Source organism: Leptospira tipperaryensis, from assembly GCF_001729245.1.
Lineage (GTDB): Bacteria > Spirochaetota > Leptospiria > Leptospirales > Leptospiraceae > Leptospira > Leptospira tipperaryensis.
This window is the reverse complement of sequence record NZ_CP015217.1, coordinates 1794934-1813564: the sequence shown is the minus strand read 5'-3', so window position 1 is coordinate 1813564 and position 18631 is coordinate 1794934. Positions and strand designations below refer to the sequence as shown.

Genomic DNA, 18631 nt, shown 5'->3' with positions numbered 1-18631 from the left:
CCTGCATATATCTTCTTTTCATTGACCTTACAAAAACTGAAATGAGCCAGTTTCTCAATTTAAAAATTTTACCTCTCATCCTACTCTGTTTTTGTTTCGGCTTTTTGTTTTTTTTCGATCCCTCGAATCCAGCTCTTTCTAGAGACAGTTTGGTATTCACTCTCTTTGTCTGGTTTTTTTGTTCCGCGCTCGCTTGGAAGAAAAAATTAAACCGAATTCATCCGATCTTTTTCTTGGCCTGTCTTCTGCTCATCGGGATTTCGACGGTCAACGGAATCAACCGCGCACCTGTTGTTTACTTTCCTCAAAAATCGAATTTGAAACTTCTGTATGTCGCAGCCTTTTCGTTTTCCATTTTTCTTTTTTTAAAAAACGTTCCTCCTATTTTTCTTTTTATTCATACGGTTGCTTTTGCCTCTTCTCCTCCTCTGTTTTCGAGCATCAAATCGATTCCTCTTTTGATATTTGTGTTAGCTTCCTTTTTATATCTGGCTCCGAGAAGAATTCGATTTCAAAAACTTCACGGGATCATCACCGTCTTTTTTCTTTTGGTTTTGATTTCGTCGCTTCTGTCTTACAAAGCACAGGCAGGATTCCTACAACTCTCTCTTCTTCTTTCCGGAACCGGAATCTTTTTCTTAGTTTCAGCTTACCCGAGCAGAGGGATTAAAAAGGGTCTTCTCTTGATCCTTTCCTTCGATCTACTCTTAAACACGATCAATCTTTTTTCCGCCGTTCATACGATCTGGCCCTTTCCAATCTTGGAGCCGCCGCTTCTTTTAACCTACGCCGGCTTTCCGGTCTCTTCCATTGCGGTCATCTCGGCGCTTACAACGATTGTCACGTTATACACCGCTTTCCAGTTTCCTTGGTTTTCTCCCGTTCTCATTCCGGGCGCGGCGGCGGCGATATATCTAACGTTTCTAAATCATTCCAGAGCGAGCATGTTGGCTTTTCTCGTAGCAGGGATCTATTTTCTTCTTTTGCGTTTAGGCAAAAAAGTTTCTTTTACTAAGGTTTTCGTTCCGACTGTTTTTGGTTTATTGATCCTCGGACTTGGAACGTATTTTTTTATACCCGGAGAATCGATTACTCGTTACTTCAATCCGGAAACCCTCTTGATTCGTTTTTCTCTCTGGACCTTTCACTTTCAATCCGTCTTTCATAATGCGCCCATCTTCGGTCTAGGCCCGGACGCGGATTCCCTTTTGGCACATCTCCCCGGCATACATCCAGGAACGATCGGTTACGAGGACTTTTATCTTTTCTTGCATTCCTTTCGTTCTTATCCGCAAGCTCATAATCTCTACGTCGAAGCCTATACTAGTTTTGGAATTTTAGGATCCGTTGTCTTTCTTGGAATCGCGTTTCAATTCGTGTATCTTTCTTATAAGATGCTTCGTTCTAAAACGAGAGAAACTGCAAATTTAGGAATTTTTATCTCCTGCCTTTTTCTCTTTGTCGCATTTCACGAGTTCTTTGATTTTAATCTTGGAGAACAACATTTTCTCATTCCTCTCGTTCTCTGCGTTTCTTTGTTACAGATAAAATACGGCTTTAAAAATCGGTCCATACGGACGGAAAAACGCCTTTTTCAATTCTCTTTTTACGTAGGTTTGTTTATTTTAGGTTTGGTTTGTTTTCAGATCACCTGGGAACAAAGACTGAGAAACTTGATTCTCGCATCCGTCCAGAACGAAATCGAACTTGATAATTTTCTAATATACAAAGAAAAGAATACGATCGGAAAGCGAAAAAAAGTTTCCTATCCGATCGAAGAGATCGTCAAGAACGAAAAATGGATTCGTTCGGAAGAAAGTCTCGTCTTAGCGTCCCTGATTCTTAGAAAAAAACCGGAGTACCAAACGCTCTCCCAATCCTTACTCACAAGATGTATCCGTCAGAATCCGTATTCTTCCGCTTGTAGAAAGGAAAAGGCCGACCTTTTAAAAAAGAACGAACCTAATTTGGATATCCGACAAGAACTCGGGGAAGCAAAAAAGACGGATCCATTTCATATCATTTTTACGGAATAAAATCTTAAGATGTTACAACGACTGACTCACAGCTACGTTCGATACTCTCTCTATCTACTCGTTTTTGGATTTCTTATATTCAATCGTTCTAAACTGGATCGTCAGTTTCCTTTTGTTTCGAGCGACTCTGAAATCAAATACTACCAGACGATAGCCTTTGCTCAAAATGGGTTGGGCGCAATTTCGAAATCGGAATGCACCTATCCCGGAAAAAATTTGGATCCGGACTTTCGTTTTTTTCCGTTTGATTATCCATGGGCCTTTCTAAAGGAAAACTCAAAAGGCAACTGCCTCTTTCAGTATCCGCCGATTTTAGCCTTGGTCAACGGCTTGCCCGCCTATCTCCTAGGCCCTAAGATCATTACTTTTTTGCCGCTTCTTTGTCTGCTCGCTTGTATGATCGTCTTTGATCTCATTCTCTCTTTATTTATTGAACAAGCCTGGGTCATTTTAATCAGCACCTTGATTCCGTTTGGTCTTAGTTTTCCTGTTCTTTCTTCGGAAGAATTTTCCGAGGTTCCACTGAATAACTTGCTTCTTCTTACTTTCGGACTCTTAGTAATCAGATCCCTCTTTGCAGACCTAATCAAAACGAAAGAACCATCGGAACATTCTAACTTTAGAATATTCTCCTGTATTTCCGGACTAATAGCAGTCACCGCTTTCTTTCTCAGAACGGAATCCGCTTTCCCGATCTTTCTTTTCGGTTTTCTTTCTTTTTTTCAAAAAGAAACCAGAAAGAATCTCAGAGAATATCTAATCTTCTCCGCGTTAGGTGCAACCGTGGCTTTCGTTTCCATCGGATTCTTAAATTTTGTATATTCTGGTCATCCGATGGGAATTCGATTTCTCGTAAGTTCCGGAGACGCGGTCAGTCAGTTTTCGCTCTCAAAACAGATTTCGATCTTTCAAGGTTATCTTTTCGGGGACGAGACAAAAACCGGTTTTTTAAAAGCCGCGCCGTATGCGATTCTCATCCTCGGCATTCTTTCCAATCTGATTCGTAAAAAGACACTTTCCGGAGAATCGTTGCTCGGAATCGTAGGACTCGGAACCGTCTTCTCCATTTCGTTTTTAAGTCCTTATACGGCCGGCGTTCATCACTTCGGTTTGAGATATTTAGAATCGGGTTTTATTTTTCTCTCTGCGGGAATTTTTATATTTCTATATCATAGAAGTGTTGAGTATCCGAAAGCAGGAATCGTTCTCGCGCTTATAGCGACTTGCAGTTTATACTACAACTATAAGTTTACAAGAGAAGGATTTAAGATTCTTTTTGGGGCGATCTCGCCTTACAACGAAATTCAAAGTGAGTTTCAAAAACGAAAGATTATCGTTCACAAAGGTCAATTCACCAATTATTTGATCGGTTATTCTTATCTCACCGCAATCCATCTGTCTGTGAATACATCTAAGGACGCAATGGATTTAGAAGAAATTCTAAAAAATCAAAAGATCGAATCGTATTCCGTTTTAGAGTATGATCTCGAACCACCCAAGGATCCAAACCTACCCGAGAAACAATACAAAGAAAAAATCGCGGTTCGTTTTCCGGATTCTACTCGGTTTTACAAGTTAAAGGATCAGAAGAAAGTTCTGGATTTTACTCTTAAAACGTATTCGTTAAAGTAAGATAAAGCCGCGGGCTTTCATTTGCACTCGTTAGTCGTTGATTGAAAACGTTTTGGTAATAGATACGTCGCTCTATTTCTTGACTTGCGTCAAGAACCAAAAGCCGACGCGCACGCAGGCTTTTGGCTAACTCACCCCCTATGGGGGTTTGAGTTATGTTCTTTTTAATAGATGCGCGGTGATGGTTTGTCCGATGAGATTTAGAATCTGTACACTCAAGAAGCTGATCATCAAAATTTCTTTTTCGAGATCCAAAACTTGAAATGAATTTCTCCACCAACGAAAAACGATAAAACCGAACAAGAGAACGACGAACAAAATCATTCTCGCGGAATACCAAAACAAAAGATCTTCCGAAAGATTGTTTAACTTAGAATAAAAACCCAACTCGGAAGTCTTTCTAGCCGCCAGAAAAAGTCCGATGGCCCATACGGTTTGCCCCAGAGTTGCGACTAACAGCAGAACGGTGAGAGAATGAATCCCGAAGATATGAAACGGTCCGACCGCGATGATTCCAGTTGAATATCCGACGAGCGTGATCGCCCAACCCGTAAGAAAAAGAACCAAACCCGAATAATAGAACAACTGCTGAGAATGGATGAGGATCTGTAAAAGATGTCTCATCCCGTCTCTCCAAGTTCTCAAGTGAGGGATTCTTCCCGCAACGTCAGGATATAGGCTGATCGGAACGTGCGATAGTTTCACTCCGCTTCTCAGAGCTTTTACGAGCATTTCGGAGGCGAATTCCATTCCGGTACTTTCGATTTCCCATTCGAGATATTTCTTTTTCAGAAAACAACGAAAACCGGAATTTGCGTCTTGGACACGATTTCCTTTTTTTGAATATAATAGATTGATAATCCAGTTGATCACCGGGGTTCCGAGATAACGGTGCAAAAACGGCATCGCACCCTGATGAATTTTCCCGCTCAAACGCGATCCAATCACAAACTCCGCTCCCTTTTCCATCTCCGCAAGAAGAGCCGGAGATTCCAGAAAGTCGTATGTATTGTCCGCGTCCGCAAAAATTACGATTTCACCGGTGGCGTTCGTAATTCCGAAGTTGAGAGCCGCGCCGTAACCTCGTTCTTTACAGTTCACAACCCTTGCGCCGAACTTTTTTGCAATTGCGATCGACTTGTCTTCGCTTCCGTTATCGGAAACAAGAATTTCGACGTTGTATTGTTTCAGTTCTTTTTTCAGTTTTACTAACTTCTCTAAAACCAAAGGAAGTGTTCTTTCTTCGTTCAAACATGGAATGACGTAGGTAATATTTTTTTTCTTCATAGTTTAAAATTCCGGAATTTTTTACTTACGGATTACGATCACTCTCATTCCGTAAAACAATCGATCGTTTCGATCATATATCTTCTTTGTAGACAACGCGTCTACTTCCTGCGAATCCAGGTATTTCCAAGACGTTTCCAATATCACAAGATTCTTTCTTTTCGGATCCTTGATAAAAAGATCGGCTTCTTCTCTGCTGTAGATTTTTGGGGTGATCCCCGTGATCTCAGCCGTCTTTAAAAAGTATTCCATGTTGTAGGCATGAGAAGAACAAAGAAGCGTATATTCTTCCGGATGATCTTTTACTTCGGAAATAATATAGTGGGAACTTTCTCTCCACTGTTCTTTGTATGGTTTATAAAAATGACGCGTAAAATAATAGAGAGAAACCAAGGAGATAAGAATCAAGACCGATTCCAGACGTTTTCCTTTGTAGATCGGAAAAAGAGAAAAGCCGGTCGCGATTAAAAAATACAACGCCGGACTCGTTACCAAAAGATTTCTCGCGGTGATCAAAGGTTGAATCGCGGAAAGAACTCCAATCACGATCGAAAAGATCAAAAGAGTGATAAAAAGAAGAATTACAGATTTCTTATGTTCTGTTTCTAAACTTGTAGTCTCCGTCTCGCCCTGATTCTTGCGAAAGTAAAGAGAGGCAAAACCGACGAGCAAGGCCAAAGAAGCGACGATCCCGGGAATGAATTTTTTGAGAATTCCGGAATGAAAGATCAAATCAAAAAAGACTACAAACGCGGTAAAACCAGCTTCCGGAATCCAGGAAGCGATTCCGATCTTATCCGAATTAAAAAGAAGATACAAGGCTGGAAGAAACAAAATCGCAAAAACGATTCCTAAGAGGAACTCCTCTTTCGGAAATTTCTTTGTAAAAATCCAACTGGAAACAAACAACCCAAGAAAGACGGACGCCGACCAGATAAACCCGAAAAAATGAGTGTAAGAAGCAAGAAGAGATATTACCAAAACGGTTAGATAGATCTTCCTTTGATTTCCATTTTCATACACGGATCGAAGTACAAACGCAAGTTGGATCGTACAAAACAAAACGAGAAGACTATAAGATCTGAGCTCCTGCGAATAATAGATAAGCCCGGTGGAAAGCGCGAGTAACGCGGCGACGGAAACCTTCATTCTTCCGCTCAGAGTTTTAGGAGCGAAGACATAGAATGCAAGAGGGACCAGGAGTCCGGCGATGGCGCTGAGCAACCTTCCGAAAAAAACAGTCGGAGAAAAAGTCTGAAACCAAAAAAACAAAAGTGTCTGATATAAGGGCGGATGCGGATCATTCTTCATCCAATCCCAAAGTTTTACCAGAGAAGATTGGGAGGAAGCTCGAATCGAAAAGAGTTCGTCTTCCCAGGGACTCTGAAGATCCAACCTAAAAAGACGAAAGAAGGCGCCTAACGCAAAGATAAAAAGAAATACTTTGAGATCCTGATTTCGTTTTAGTTCGCTAAAATACGCCTTCACACGACTCATCCGTTCACCAGATTCCCATGATTCTTCTATAGAGATCGGTTTCGAGGATTCCTTTCGGATCGTATTTCTTTTTTAACGCGTGAAAAGCTTCCAAATTCTTTTTTGGAAAGGCCCTCTGTACGATTTCCGGTCGAAGGGTGCTATCTTTTGCAAAGTAAAACTTACCACCGAATTTCAATACGGTTTCGTCTAACTCACCCGCGAGTTCCCATAATTTCTTTTTGTTTCCTGAAGTTACGGGAAAGTCCATTGCCATCGAATATCCGTCCAACGCGTGAGTGAGTAAAAACGGATCGGGTTTGTGTTTTTTAAATACGGCGAGCCAAGTGATAATTCCTCTTTTTTGACAGATTCTCAAAATTTCCGAGAACGCATCCACCGCGTTTTCCTTCGGAATAAAACTCTGATACTGAATCATCGACCCGGGTTTGTACATAAACTTCCAATTCGGAACGTAATCCAAAAGGAACGCATATTCCGCGTGGCCTTGCATATAAGGTTTGTTGTTTGTAAGATAACCCGAAATGAACTTGGCAAAGTTCACAAGACGCATTCCCAAATTATTGGAGAATGGAAGCATAAAGATCCACATCCATGACTTAGGAATGATTCCTAGGAACGTGGTTGGTAGATTCTGATTTTCTAATTTACAATTTTCGGGGAACTCTGGGTCTTCTCCCTTCTTTAAATGAACCGCTTTGTGAATCTGTCCTCTTCCCAGAGAACTTCCGGATGCAAAGGCGTCCACCCAACCTACGAGATAATCCGAATTCTTGTATTCCCTTTCGAAATAGTCGTACATATCTTGAAGATTTTTACTGACCACGGGCCATACTTTCATCTTACCCGCGTAGATATGTTTTAACTGAATCGTTACGGTCAAAAAAGCGCCTAACATTCCAAAGCCGGAAATGGCTCCGAAGAATAAATCCTGATTCTTCTTTCTAGAACAGGTAAGAACCTTTCCATCCGGAGTCATAAAGGTGAACTCTTGAATATGATCCCCGATCGGACCCACGGCAAAATTATTTTTCCCGTGAATGTTCATCGAAAGAGCTCCGCCTAACGTCGGAAACATGGTCCCGCTTACAACCGGAGGCCAATATCCTTTTTCAATTCCGAATTCCCAGAGTTGTTTGATCGTTACACCGGATTCCGCTTTGAGAATTCCTGTCTTTGCGTTGAATTCTAAGATTCGATTGTATTTCGAAATATCGATCACGACTCCCTTTGTGTTGGTCGCCGCGTCTCCGTAACTGCACCCGCCTCCGCGAAAGGTCAGCTTGAGTTTTTTCTCTTCCGCGTAAGCAAATAGATTTTTAAAATCCTCTTCTTTTTCCGGGAAGACGACCGGAGAAATCGAATGGTGATTCATTCCCCAGGCTTCTACTTTCGTCGCCTCCGGAAGATGAATGTCAACGAAAGACTTCTTTGTCTTCGCCGGTTTTGCATTTGCAGTTTTAGAAGAAGCGGTCTTCTTCTTCGCAGAAGCTTTGGATGCAGTTGCCATAGTGTTTACCCTTTCAATCGATTCAGGCTTAAATAGAAAGACGTTTGAAGATAAAAGACGGAATCATTCTTATGATTAGTCCCACGAGTCCCCAACGCGCCGGAACGTAGATACATTCCTTTCCGCCGTCGGCCGCTTTGAGAATGATAGAAGCTGCTTCTTTTGCCGAGATCAACCAGAAGAGTCCTTTCAATCCTTGTGTCATCGCAGTATCGATAAAACCGGGTTTCACGGTGAGCACTTGGATTCCCAATACTCCGAGACGATTGCGAAGCGCTTCGAGATACGTATTCATTCCCGCTTTCGAAGTATTATAAACCGGATTCCCTCTTCTTCCGCGATCTCCGGCGATCGAAGAAATTCCGATGATTTTTCCGCTCTTTTGATTTTGAAAATAGAATGCCGCCGGATTCAACCAAGCGACACAGCCGAGAAGATTTGTGTTTAACATCTCGATGTCTTTTGTAGTATCGAATTCTTCCGGCTGGATATCATACATGATTCCGGATGCGTAGTAGATCTCGTCGAGACCCTTCATGGATTTTACAGCTTTTTGAAACGCGGAGTCCGCCTGATCGAAATTGGTAACGTCCTGTTTGATAATAAATGCTTTTGTTTCTTTCGAAGTGTTAAAAGGAGCCGCGATGGATTTTAATTCCTTATCACGACGAGCGACCAGAGTCACCGTATGTCCTTGTTCCAAAAGAAGGATGGAGAGTTCTTTTCCGATTCCGCTAGATGCACCAACGACGATGATTTTTTTTGCCATATTCATCCGTTTTACGGGAAGAAACGGAACTGACAAGTATGATTTAGAGTGGGAATTCTAACTCCAAGGAAAGTCCGGGTGCTTTTTTTGAAACTCTTCCGATTGGATCCAAAGATTTGTGTCCGGTTCCCGAATTTCCGAGGGCGCCCAATACTTTTTGTAATCCATATCGGGATGTCCCGGAAGATAATAGCCAAGATGATAGAACTTCATTCCCAGTTTCTGCGCGTGGAGAATGGAACAAAGAATGGCGAAACTCCCCAGACTTCGATCCGAAAAATCAGGATCATACACCGAATACACGGCCGAGAGAGAATCGGAGGCCACGTCCAGAATCATAAAGCCTACGATCCTTTCCTCCAACGATAGAGTCATCTCTAAAGAATTTTCGGGATAACCAAAAAGATTCCAACGCATTCCTTCTAAGAGTTCCTGATCGGATTCTCCACTTACAAAATTTTCATAACGGGATCTTTGATAACGGAGATAGAGAATTTCTTTTTCGCTCGTGAGTTCCGGTTGAGCGAAACGAATTCTCAAGTCGGAATTGATTTTCAAAAGTCTTCTGCGGTTTCTACTGGGAACAAAAAGATCCAAGGGCATTCTATAACTCAAACAATCTCTACAACCGTTGCAAGACGCTCGATAGAGAATGTTTCCCGTTCTTCTAAAACCGGAATCGAAAAAAAACTGAAGGGCTTCCTTTGCGATCTCTCCATGAAACGGTAGATATTGAATTTGACTAGGACGATCCGAATAGTAAGAACAATTTCGCTCCGGACTGATCGGAAGCGAATCCACGAGGTCTTGGAGTTTTTGTTGGATCATCTTTGGAAAAGCATGTCACAAACGACCCGACTCGTAAAGTTTTTTAGGGAAAACTCGACGAAAGACGCGGTTGTTTTCAACATGGCAAAGAAACTCAATTTCGTGCAAGGATCAAAAAACTCGGAAATGCACAGTCTTTTTATGAACTTCGAAATCAAAAAACGCGGACTTCGCTTAGCGCTATTTTTCACTCTGGCCAGTCTTACGTCCTTTCTCCTCGGAAACGCGGTCTTACAATTTGTACTTCTCGGACTCGGGATTCTTCTTTTTGGATTCACCTTTTTATTCCCCGAAGCCACGGATTCTTTTACAAGCTGGAGTTTAGAATTCATCCTAAATTTCTTGAGCGTCTTTGTAAAAGGAGGACTTTTGTTGTTTTACATTCTTATCTGGAAACCGGTTTTGTTCGTGATGGATCTCTTTCGAGGAGATAAGAATTCTTGATCCAGATCTATTGTGACGGAGCGTCCAAGGGAAACCCCGGTCCGTCCTCGATCGGAGTCGCCGGTCTTATTGACAACAAAGAAGAATTCACCATTTCGGAAAGAATCGGAGACGCCACCAACAACGTCGCTGAATGGTCGGCGCTCAAACGAGGTCTGGAAGAATGTATTCGCAGAAAACACGAATCCGTTCACGCGTTTATGGATTCCGAACTCGTGGTTCGACAAGTGACGGGAAGATACAAGGTAAAACATCCCAATCTTTTGGAATACAAAAAGGAAGTGGACAAACTCGTTTCCACGTTACAATCTTTCCAGATTACCCATGTTCCCCGTGAAAAAAACGCACTCGCCGATAGACTCGCCAACGAAGCCTTTTCTAAATAAAACCCAACGGCGTATTCCCGCAGACGTTTCAATTTTAAGAAGAATCTGGATTCTATTCTTCGCGCTCGGACTTTTTTTGGAATGTGGGAACGCCCTCAAAAACAAACTCCTCTCCCTCCAAAAGGAAGAAAAGTTTGAAGAGATGCTTCTTCTCTGTCTTTCTGAAAAGGAAACCCCGGATACCAAAGAACTCTGCGCGTTTGCGACCGAAAAGACCGCGTTAGGAATCGACAAAATCCTTTCCGAAAAAACGGAACTTCCCTTTAGTCAAATTACGGTCGATCCGGAATGGAAACAAAAGATCGATCGGATTTTGGAAAACAACACAACCCTTCGCGACCGATACGGAAATCTCTGGAAGAAAATGATTCAAAATGACTGAGCTGGATCCTTCCGTTTTGATCGGGAAAATCCCCGAACCCTTTCGCTCCGATATACTTTTTCTCACACAAACGATCCGGGGCGCAGGCGGAGAATGTTACGTCGTCGGCGGTTCCGTCCGTGATTTAGTTCTCAACGTCAAACCGGAAGAATTCGATCTCACGACGTCTCTCTTACCAGAACAGATTCTTTCTCTTTTCAAAAGAACGGTTCCCACAGGACTCAAACACGGAACCGTCACGGTCCTCGTCCAAGATCGAGCCTACGAGGTAACTACGTTTCGAAAAGACGCGGACTACGTGGACGGAAGAAGACCGGAAAGCGTAGAATTCGGAGTTTCCTTGAGTGAAGATTTGAAACGCCGAGACTTTACGATGAACGCACTCGCGCTCGACTTGGAAAAAAAGGTTCTGATCGACGAACACGAGGGAATCAAGGACATACAAAATCAAATCATAAGGACGATCGGAGATCCGATCGGAAGATTTACAGAGGACGGTCTCCGGCCCATCCGTGCTCTGCGCTTTGTGAGTAGCCTCGGATTCTCCTTGGATCCACATACGGCCGAAGCGATCCGCACTTGTAGAAACATCACCGCAAAGGTTTCGAGAGAAAGAGTTCACGACGAACTCAACAAAACCCTCAAGAGTAAAAATCCGTTTCCCTCTCTCAAACTTTTCAAAGAATTTCAAATCTTAGAATTGTTTACAAACGTTGTCCTCTACCCAAACGAGAACGAAAGCGCCGCAAAAAGAATGAAGGAGATTCCCGCGTTTCCTTTGAGTCTTCGTTTAACATTTTTGCACGCCTGGTTGTTTGGCTCGTTTGCAGTCGGATCTCATTCCAAACAGTTCTTAAAAGATCTTCGCTATTCCAATCACAACACAAAGGATTCCATTTTCTTTGCGGAAATTCTAACAAAGATTCTCCAGTGGAAGAACCAAAACGAAATCAGCGACTCGGAACTCCGCAAAATTCTTTTGCATCCGACCTGCGTCCATGCGACCCGTGAGAACCTTTGGATCGTCCTCGAACATATCCTCAAACTTTGTTTTGTGTATGAACCCTCTCTTCAATCCGTCTTAGATTCTTCTCGCGTCCTGAAACTCGCAAAAGAACCGCAGGCCCTTCTTGTCACCGAGCTCGCCCTTCGGGGAGAAGACATTCTCAAACACAGACCCAAGCTTCCTCCCAAGGAAATGGGAACGGTTCTTGCAAAACTTCTGTCTCATGTCCTGGAAAACCCTTCCGAAAATCAAAAGGAAATCCTTCTCGCCCTCATTCCCGCTTAAACCCTAATTCAAATATGTCTATTTTTTAGGCATTTGTCCCAATAAAATGCCCCGTTATTCAGCCTTGTCCTATTCCCTAAGCACCCTAATCCTTTAGATCTACAAAAATCTGCGTATTTTTCAGCTAAATTCCCTTTTTTAGGCGTTGGCATACATCTTGCATATAATGGGCATAGGAGATTTAGGAGAATGATGAGAATAAAAACATTAAGCCTCGTTGCTTCTGTCCTCTGCCTTGTAGGAACTTCCCAAGTCTTTGCCCAGACTGGGAAAAAGCCTGCAGCAGAAGCGGCAGTAGCACCCGCGCCGGCCAAAGCGGCCGAGCCAGAAGATAAGAAATGGTATGATCAGGTTGAGTTTTCCGGGTTTGTTGACGTGTATTACATGTACAACCTGAACCCGAAACAAGGAAATGATATCGATTCCACCCGTGCCTTCGAGACCAATAACAAGAACTTCGCAGTGAATGCTGCGGCGCTTACAGTTCAAAAGGCTGCTGAGAAAAGTTCTCCTTGGGGATTTCGGGTCGATTTTCAAAACGGTTTAAACAACCCTTATCAAGAAAACCCTTACACTCAGAATAACGCTACTTACAACTACAATATGCTAAAACAAGCATATATAAGTATGTATTTTCCAGTGCTCAAAGGGATGACTTTGGACGTAGGTAAAATGGCTACGCATATCGGTTACGAGGTTCTCGAATCCATGAGTAACCCGAACTACTCGATAGGGGCCATCTTCCAAAACACGATCCCTTTCATTCACACCGGTGCACGCTTGACCACACAGTTTACGGATAAATGGGCTGGAACCGTTTATATCTACAACAGTGGAATAGGTACCGGTTATACATCACCGCAGACCACAATCGGAGATCCGACAAAGAATGCAGCGTTTGCTTCCTCCAAGAACTTCCTTTTAGAAGGAGCTACCGAACGAAAAGCAGTAGGTACCCAGATAAAAGGTCAATTGATCGAAGATAAACTCTCGATTACTTGGAATACTTTGTATTCCAGTGATAACGCCGGAGCTCGTGTAGATCCAACGAAAGCAGCTTTAGCTACAGAATTAGCAACTGCTCTTGGAGATCCTAACATCGGAAAATACAATGTTTCCAATCCACAAAGAGCGAAATACGACAAAGACTACTGGTTCATGAACCATGCAATCTTGTCGATTACTCCGACTGATAAGATCACAATTGACTTAGACTATACTTGGAGTGAAAAATCCGGAAGTCTTGCAAACAATGGCTTGGATCAAAAACGTTACAACGTCGATGGAACTGGCTCGGAAGTTTTCAACAAGGATACCCTTTTCTACGGTTTAAACAATAAACGCGACGTCAAAACTACCTACAAAGCTTATGGTATTTTTGCTAAGTTTAAAATCAACGAAGCTTGGGGTGTGAACGTCCGTGCCGAGTATATCGACGATAAACACAACAACGGCGCTTTGACAACTTTCAATCCTTTCATGGGAGCGAATACTTATCTGAGCGATTACAAAAAAGCGACCGATGCAGCGATTGCAGACGCAGTAGTAGCGGCATTAGCCGCAAACCCTACTACCGGAGCGTATGGAATTACCCAAGCGCAAGTTTTACAAGCAATGAGCGACGATTACAAGGATTACAGTGGAACAAGAAACGCAGGACAATACAAAACTTTTACTGTAACTCCTGTGTGGAACTTTACCGAAAACTTGTTAATCAAACTCGATTTGCGTAGAGACTGGGCGACCGGTAAACAATTCGTAAATCAAAGCGGTGAGAAATCAGATCACCAGTACGGTTTGACTTTAGGTGTTGTTGCGAAGTTCTAAGACTTAGATTCAATATCCTTAGTTATGAAGTATAAAAGGCGCTCTTTAACGGAGCGCCTTTTTTAAAAAGAGAAAGCAGTATGAAATTCAATGAGATCTTACAAAAAACAAAAGAGTCCTGGAGAGAATTTGTTTCGAACTCCGAGACTACGATTGGAAAAGAAATTCAAAGGAAAAAAGTTCGAAATAAAGGAATGGATCCTTCCCTTCCCTTTGCTACGGAAGATCTTTTAACCGAGCAGCAGCTTTTATACATTTCCGAATATTATCTAGTACTCCGATAAAATTTCCGGCTTCTTAGGGAGCCGGTTCTTCCTTTCTTTTTATTTCGCAAATCGTGATAAATTCAGAAATGGTTTCTTAATCCCTAACTCTTCCCGTTCTTTTAAGTTCGATCATCACTAAAAAATCCCGATTGAAGTTTTTCCAATGAGCAAGCTCAGAGATAGATTGTTAGACAATTCTACTTCGGACGGACTTTAAGTCCGATTTCAATCTTTTTTTCAGAGGGATTTCGTCTGCCGGAAGAATGAATTCTTTTCTTCACACGTGCGGGGTGAATCTTTGCGGAACTTTCGTCCCTTAGAAAGAAACCGAAATTTCGGAACTGGCTTTCCAAAGGACGAAAAAAGGATTTTGAGAACCCGAATAGATTCTAAAATCAAAGTTTATTTTCTCTTCGGCTTACTGGAAGAACTCGCCTTCCCCTTCTTATCCTTTACCAAGGAAGCTTTCTTTTTCCCATTCGATTTTGGCAAAGTTATTTCCTCTTCCTCGTACTCTTCGATCGTATATTGATCCAAATAAGAATATGGTTCCAAAGGTTCATTCGACTTCTTCTGAACTCCGTAAGTTTTTCTTTCTCCTACTAAAATCAGGTAAAGAGAAGGAAGCACCGTTAGGACCAAGAAAAGCGCCGAGAACAGACCGCCCACGATCACGGTTGCCAGAGGTCTTTGAACGTCGGATCCGACTCCGGAAGCCAGCGTAGCCGGAATCAGACCTAGAAGCGCCAAAAGCATCGTCATGAGCATAGGCCGAAGCTGGATCACCGCTGCCTTCTTCACAGCTTCTCTGACACTGAGGTCGTCGTCTTCCGCTAAGATATGATTGGTCCTCGAGACGAATAGAACCCCCGACATCGTCGCGATTCCGAAAAGGGAAATAAATCCCACGCCTCCGGAAACGTTGAAGTAATAACCTCGAAGCAGAAGCGCATAAATTCCTCCCACAAGAGAAAGAGGCAAACAAGCGAGAGCCACGTAGACATACTTAAAGTTTTTATAAAGTAGATAAAGAACCGCAAATATGATCGCGATCGTAACCGGAATCACCATCATAAGACGGGTTCCTACTCGAGAAAGGTTTTCATACTGCCCTCCGTACCGAACTTCGTAACCGTCGGGGAGTTTGACTTTTTGTTTTATTCGATTTTGCAACTCGGCGACAAAACCACCCTGGTCTCTTCCTCGGATGTTGGTTCGAACGGTGACGGTCCTTCTTCCCTCTTGGCGAAAGATCATCGTCGGCCCTTCTTCTAAAGTCACCTGTGCGACTTCAGAAAGAGGAATCCTTTCTCCTTTGGGAGAAATGATCGGCATGTTTTCGATCGCTCTCTGAGAAGTTCTGTAGTCTTTTGAAAATCGGACTACGATCCCGAAACGGGCCGGAATCTTTGGAGGAATGTCCGAAGGTCCTTCGTAGAGGGTGTCGATTCTTTGCATCCCGATCGCGGCTTCCACCATTTGTTGGATATCGCTCACGTTGATTCCAAAACGGGCTGCGGCTTCTCGATCGATTCGAATCGTCAACTGAGAACTGTCGGCTTCCTGTTCGATTCCATATTCACTCGCGCCCTTCATATCTTTTACGATCTCGAGAATTTCATCCCCAATCTGTCGCATTATCTTCAAGTCGTTTCCGGATACGAAAACGGCGAGATCCGCGATCGTTCCCATGATCGCCTCGGAAAGGTTATCCATGATCGGTTGCGAAAAACTCACTCTTGCACCCGGAAGCCCCGCTTCCAGATCGTTTCTCATTCTGAGAAGTAATTCCTGTTTGGTGATCTTTTCCTTCCAGTCGTCGTAGTCTTTTAAACCCACGAGGACTTCCAGTCGGTTCGGAGGAAGCGGATCCGTTCCGTCGTCGTTTCTTCCGAGCTGAGATATTACTACGTTGACCTGTTCATTCTTATAGATCATCTGTCTGATTTTCGGAATAAACTTTCTGGATTCCGGTAAGGAGATTCCTACGGGAAAGAAAATTCTTAAGTTAAAACCGCCTTCGTCCATTTCGGGTAGAAACTCGGTTCCAAGCGATAACCCACCAATAACGAGTAACGTGCCTACTACTGAAAAACAAATCGTTACGACCCTCTTCGATCTTTCTACAAGATATTCGATCAGTCTCGCGTATTTATGTTCCACCCATTCGTAGATCGGATTGTGCCATTCGATCGGTCCCGGATTTGCGGATTCGAAATAATTCCGATAGATATAGGACATCATCACTGGAATCGCGGTCATAGCAAAAATCAAAGCGCCCAAGATCGCAAAAGAAATCGTAAACGCCATGGGTTTAAAAAGACGTCCTTCGATTCTTTCAAAAGAGAAAATCGGAAGATAGGCAAGTACGATGATCAAAATGGAGAATATGATCTCGGTTCCCACCTCCGAAGCCGCGTCCACCGTAAATCGAATGATTCCTTTTGTCTTATCCGAAGAAGACGCGTCGCGGTAACGGCGCATGATATTCTCGACCATGATCACCGCGCCGTCCACTATGATTCCAAAATCGATAGCGCCTAACGAAAGTAAGCTGGCAGGAATTCCGGTAAGATTCATCATCAAAAATGCAAAAAGCATCGCAAACGGAATCGTAGCAACCACGACCATCGAAGCCTTTACACTTCCAATAAAGAAGATCAAAACCAAACTTACGACTATGACCCCCTCCACCAAAGTTTTACCAATGGTGCGTAACGTGTAGTTCACAAGATCGGTACGGTCATACGTGGTTCTCATCTGAACCCCGTCAGGAAGATAGTTCTCGTTGATCTCTTTGACTCGAGCTTTGATTCTTTCTCCCATAATATTCGGATCACCCCATCTTCGAATGGCGACAAGACCCTGAACGGAAGAATCCACGTCGATCAGGCCTTCCTGATCGTTCTGGACGGTATAACCGAGGACGCCGCTCGGAATCGGATGTGAAATTTCAACGGTTCCTAAATCGCGAATAAAAACGGGAACCCCGTTTACGGTTTTGACTACGATGTTCTCGATATGTTTCGGATCTCGGATCGCACCCAAGGAACGAATCGGAAATCCTTGTTCCCCTTGTAAGAGAAGGTTTCCACCCGTGTTCAGGTTGTTTTGTTGAATCGCGCTGATTACGTCGTTGATCGTGAGTTTGTAACGAATCAACTTATCCGGAGTTGTGACTACGTGGTATTGTTTCGGCAAACCTCCGAAGGTGACGACGTCCGCGATCCCGGGGATCTGTAACATCTTAGGCATGATCACCCAGTCTTGGATCGTTCTGAGTTCCATCGGAGTGTGGTTCGCGCTCGATTCCACAACGTATCGAAAGATTTCTCCGACGGGAGAACTCATCGGTCCGAGCGAAGGTTCCACTTCCGCAGGAATGTCCGCATCACGAACCCTTTCCAGAAGTCTCGTCCTTGCAAAATAATCGTCGGTTCCGTCTTCAAAAACGAACTGAAATACGACGAGACCGTTGATCGTTCTCGATCTTCTCACGGCGACTTTCGGGATCGCATTCAAGACCCTTTCAATCGGAATCGTGACTCGCTCTTCCACTTCCACTGCCGCCTTACCCGGAAACTTAGCGATCAAGCGCACCTGAGTGTCCGCGATATCAGAATATGCTTCTTTTCTAATATCAATCCAAGCCCAGGTTCCGAAAAGGATGGAAGCGATCGTCGCGGCGAGAGTGGCTATACGGTAACGAAGTACAACTTCAATTAAATTACGAATCATTCCGAAGACCTCGTATCAAAGAGATAACCGATTTGAATAAGAAGTTGCGGATTTTTATAATCCCCTTTCCCGATTCCACCACCCAACTGAAGGAAAAAATTTCCCAAGAGAAAGTCGTAGGTCAAACCCACGTATTGCTGATTTAGATGAACTTTTTGTCTGTCTCGACTTTCGTGTTCCAGATACAAAGCCAAGGTCGGATTTTGTTCCGTCACATAAGAGCGAATGATCAAATCTTCGTATGTAGGATCCCTATGACTATAACCGGGAAAGGAAGAGCCGGAAGGATAGGAGTTCTGACCACCACGGCCGACTTCCGGTTGAAAAGGATCTACTTCAAACTTTCCGAATACAAGAGAAACGCTATGTGCGACTACCGGAGTTTTCCAGAAACTATAACCGATATCGACCTGACCGCCCCACCAATGCGGATTCCATCTCCCGCCGGAAGCCCGAAGTACGATATCCTTGTAGTAATAACCAACGTTGAAGTTGATACTTCCGGGAGAGCCTATGCTCGCGCCGTAAACTAGAAAGTTTGTCGAATTCGGAAGAGGTTTTCCTTTGAGAGAATTTTCATTCGGGCCTTCTTTTCCAATTCGAGTTTTTCCGTCCGGTTCTTCCACCCATTCCGGGGAAGGATCGGATTTAGAATCGTTTTTTTGAGTTTGTCCCAAAAGAGAAACATTCAAAAAAACAGATATAATGACTACGCTTAAGAATTTAATATCTTTCATG

General features: G+C 43.3%; 15 protein-coding genes. 8 read left to right on the top strand and 7 right to left on the bottom strand.

The genetic code is table 11. The features are described from left to right. Window positions 1-41: 41 nt before the first annotated feature. The gene (locus A0128_RS08560) at window positions 42-2036 is read left to right on the top strand and encodes an O-antigen ligase family protein (protein ID WP_069607120.1); all 1995 of its coding nucleotides are present in this window, start codon (window positions 42-44) and stop codon (window positions 2034-2036) included. 9 nt (window positions 2037-2045) lie between these two features. Further along, a complete protein-coding gene (locus A0128_RS08555; protein ID WP_069607119.1) occupies window positions 2046-3668 on the top strand; it encodes an LA_3751/LA_3752 family putative glycosyltransferase in 1623 nt (540 codons plus the stop codon). 153 nt (window positions 3669-3821) lie between these two features. On the opposite strand, the gene A0128_RS08550 is transcribed toward A0128_RS08555, so the two are convergent. The 5 genes from A0128_RS08550 to A0128_RS08530 are packed head-to-tail and all read right to left on the bottom strand — an operon-like array spanning window position 3822 to window position 9559. Continuing rightward, window positions 3822-4955, bottom strand: coding sequence for a glycosyltransferase family 2 protein (locus A0128_RS08550; protein WP_069607118.1), 1134 nt, complete (start codon window positions 4953-4955; stop codon window positions 3822-3824). Window positions 4956-4976: 21 nt separating this feature from the next. Further along, window positions 4977-6452, bottom strand: coding sequence for a glycosyltransferase family 39 protein (locus A0128_RS08545; protein ID WP_069607117.1), 1476 nt, complete (start codon window positions 6450-6452; stop codon window positions 4977-4979). A gap of 4 nt (window positions 6453-6456) precedes the next feature. Further along, a complete protein-coding gene (locus tag A0128_RS08540; protein WP_069607116.1) occupies window positions 6457-7962 on the bottom strand; it encodes an FAD-binding oxidoreductase in 1506 nt (501 codons plus the stop codon). 28 nt (window positions 7963-7990) lie between these two features. Next, on the bottom strand, window positions 7991-8731 hold the full coding sequence (locus A0128_RS08535; protein WP_069609210.1) for an SDR family NAD(P)-dependent oxidoreductase: 741 nt from the start codon (window positions 8729-8731) through the stop codon (window positions 7991-7993). A gap of 57 nt (window positions 8732-8788) precedes the next feature. Beyond that, window positions 8789-9559 (bottom strand): arginyltransferase, encoded by a 771-nt coding sequence (locus tag A0128_RS08530; RefSeq protein ID WP_069607115.1) that lies wholly within the window; start codon window positions 9557-9559, stop codon window positions 8789-8791. Between the two features lie 126 nt (window positions 9560-9685). Here A0128_RS08530 and A0128_RS08525 point away from each other — a divergent pair, with 126 nt between their 5' ends. The 6 genes from A0128_RS08525 (at window position 9686) to A0128_RS08500 (ending at window position 14173) form a co-directional block, all read left to right on the top strand. Then, window positions 9686-10003, top strand: a complete 318-nt coding sequence (locus tag A0128_RS08525) for a hypothetical protein (RefSeq protein WP_069609209.1) — start codon at window positions 9686-9688, stop codon at window positions 10001-10003. After that, a complete protein-coding gene (locus A0128_RS08520; RefSeq protein ID WP_069607114.1) occupies window positions 10000-10389 on the top strand; it encodes a ribonuclease HI family protein in 390 nt (129 codons plus the stop codon). Before A0128_RS08525 ends, A0128_RS08520 begins: the two co-directional genes overlap by 4 nt. A 31-nt stretch (window positions 10390-10420) precedes the next feature. After that, window positions 10421-10771: a hypothetical protein gene (locus tag A0128_RS08515; RefSeq protein ID WP_069609208.1), complete on the top strand. Its 351-nt coding sequence runs from the start codon at window positions 10421-10423 to the stop codon at window positions 10769-10771. Then, the gene (locus tag A0128_RS08510) at window positions 10764-12062 is read left to right on the top strand and encodes a CCA tRNA nucleotidyltransferase (RefSeq protein ID WP_069607113.1); all 1299 of its coding nucleotides are present in this window, start codon (window positions 10764-10766) and stop codon (window positions 12060-12062) included. Before A0128_RS08515 ends, A0128_RS08510 begins: the two co-directional genes overlap by 8 nt. Window positions 12063-12254: 192 nt before the next feature. After that, on the top strand, window positions 12255-13889 hold the full coding sequence (locus A0128_RS08505; RefSeq protein WP_083244206.1) for an outer membrane beta-barrel protein: 1635 nt from the start codon (window positions 12255-12257) through the stop codon (window positions 13887-13889). An 80-nt stretch (window positions 13890-13969) separates the two neighbouring features. Beyond that, the gene (locus A0128_RS08500) at window positions 13970-14173 is read left to right on the top strand and encodes a hypothetical protein (RefSeq protein WP_069607111.1); all 204 of its coding nucleotides are present in this window, start codon (window positions 13970-13972) and stop codon (window positions 14171-14173) included. Between the two features lie 384 nt (window positions 14174-14557). Here the strand turns inward: A0128_RS08500 and A0128_RS08495 are convergent, their stop codons facing one another. Both A0128_RS08495 and A0128_RS08490 read right to left on the bottom strand, forming a co-directional pair. After that, window positions 14558-17893 (bottom strand): efflux RND transporter permease subunit, encoded by a 3336-nt coding sequence (locus A0128_RS08495; RefSeq protein ID WP_069607110.1) that lies wholly within the window; start codon window positions 17891-17893, stop codon window positions 14558-14560. Continuing rightward, window positions 17890-18630 carry a hypothetical protein gene (locus tag A0128_RS08490; RefSeq protein WP_069607109.1) on the bottom strand — a complete coding sequence of 247 codons (741 nt, stop codon included), beginning with the start codon at window positions 18628-18630 and terminating at the stop codon, window positions 17890-17892. Before A0128_RS08490 ends, A0128_RS08495 begins: the two co-directional genes overlap by 4 nt. Between the last annotated feature and the right edge of the window lies 1 nt (window position 18631).

Bases quoted from the DNA above. Each gene is read 5' to 3' on its own strand.
- A0128_RS08540 (WP_069607116.1), bottom strand. From the start codon at position 7,962: ATGGCAACTGCATCCAAAGCTTCTGCGAAGAAGAAGACCGCTTCTTCT.
- A0128_RS08505 (WP_083244206.1), top strand. From the start codon at position 12,255: ATGAGAATAAAAACATTAAGCCTCGTTGCTTCTGTCCTCTGCCTTGTA.
- A0128_RS08500 (WP_069607111.1), top strand. From the start codon at position 13,970: ATGAAATTCAATGAGATCTTACAAAAAACAAAAGAGTCCTGGAGAGAA.
- A0128_RS08525 (WP_069609209.1), top strand. From the start codon at position 9,686: ATGCACAGTCTTTTTATGAACTTCGAAATCAAAAAACGCGGACTTCGC.
- A0128_RS08550 (WP_069607118.1), bottom strand. From the start codon at position 4,955: ATGAAGAAAAAAAATATTACCTACGTCATTCCATGTTTGAACGAAGAA.
- A0128_RS08530 (WP_069607115.1), bottom strand. From the start codon at position 9,559: ATGATCCAACAAAAACTCCAAGACCTCGTGGATTCGCTTCCGATCAGT.
- A0128_RS08490 (WP_069607109.1), bottom strand. From the start codon at position 18,630: ATGAAAGATATTAAATTCTTAAGCGTAGTCATTATATCTGTTTTTTTG.
- A0128_RS08545 (WP_069607117.1), bottom strand. From the start codon at position 6,452: ATGAGTCGTGTGAAGGCGTATTTTAGCGAACTAAAACGAAATCAGGAT.
- A0128_RS08535 (WP_069609210.1), bottom strand. From the start codon at position 8,731: ATGGCAAAAAAAATCATCGTCGTTGGTGCATCTAGCGGAATCGGAAAA.
- A0128_RS08495 (WP_069607110.1), bottom strand. From the start codon at position 17,893: ATGATTCGTAATTTAATTGAAGTTGTACTTCGTTACCGTATAGCCACT.
- A0128_RS08510 (WP_069607113.1), top strand. From the start codon at position 10,764: ATGACTGAGCTGGATCCTTCCGTTTTGATCGGGAAAATCCCCGAACCC.
- A0128_RS08560 (WP_069607120.1), top strand. From the start codon at position 42: ATGAGCCAGTTTCTCAATTTAAAAATTTTACCTCTCATCCTACTCTGT.
- A0128_RS08555 (WP_069607119.1), top strand. From the start codon at position 2,046: ATGTTACAACGACTGACTCACAGCTACGTTCGATACTCTCTCTATCTA.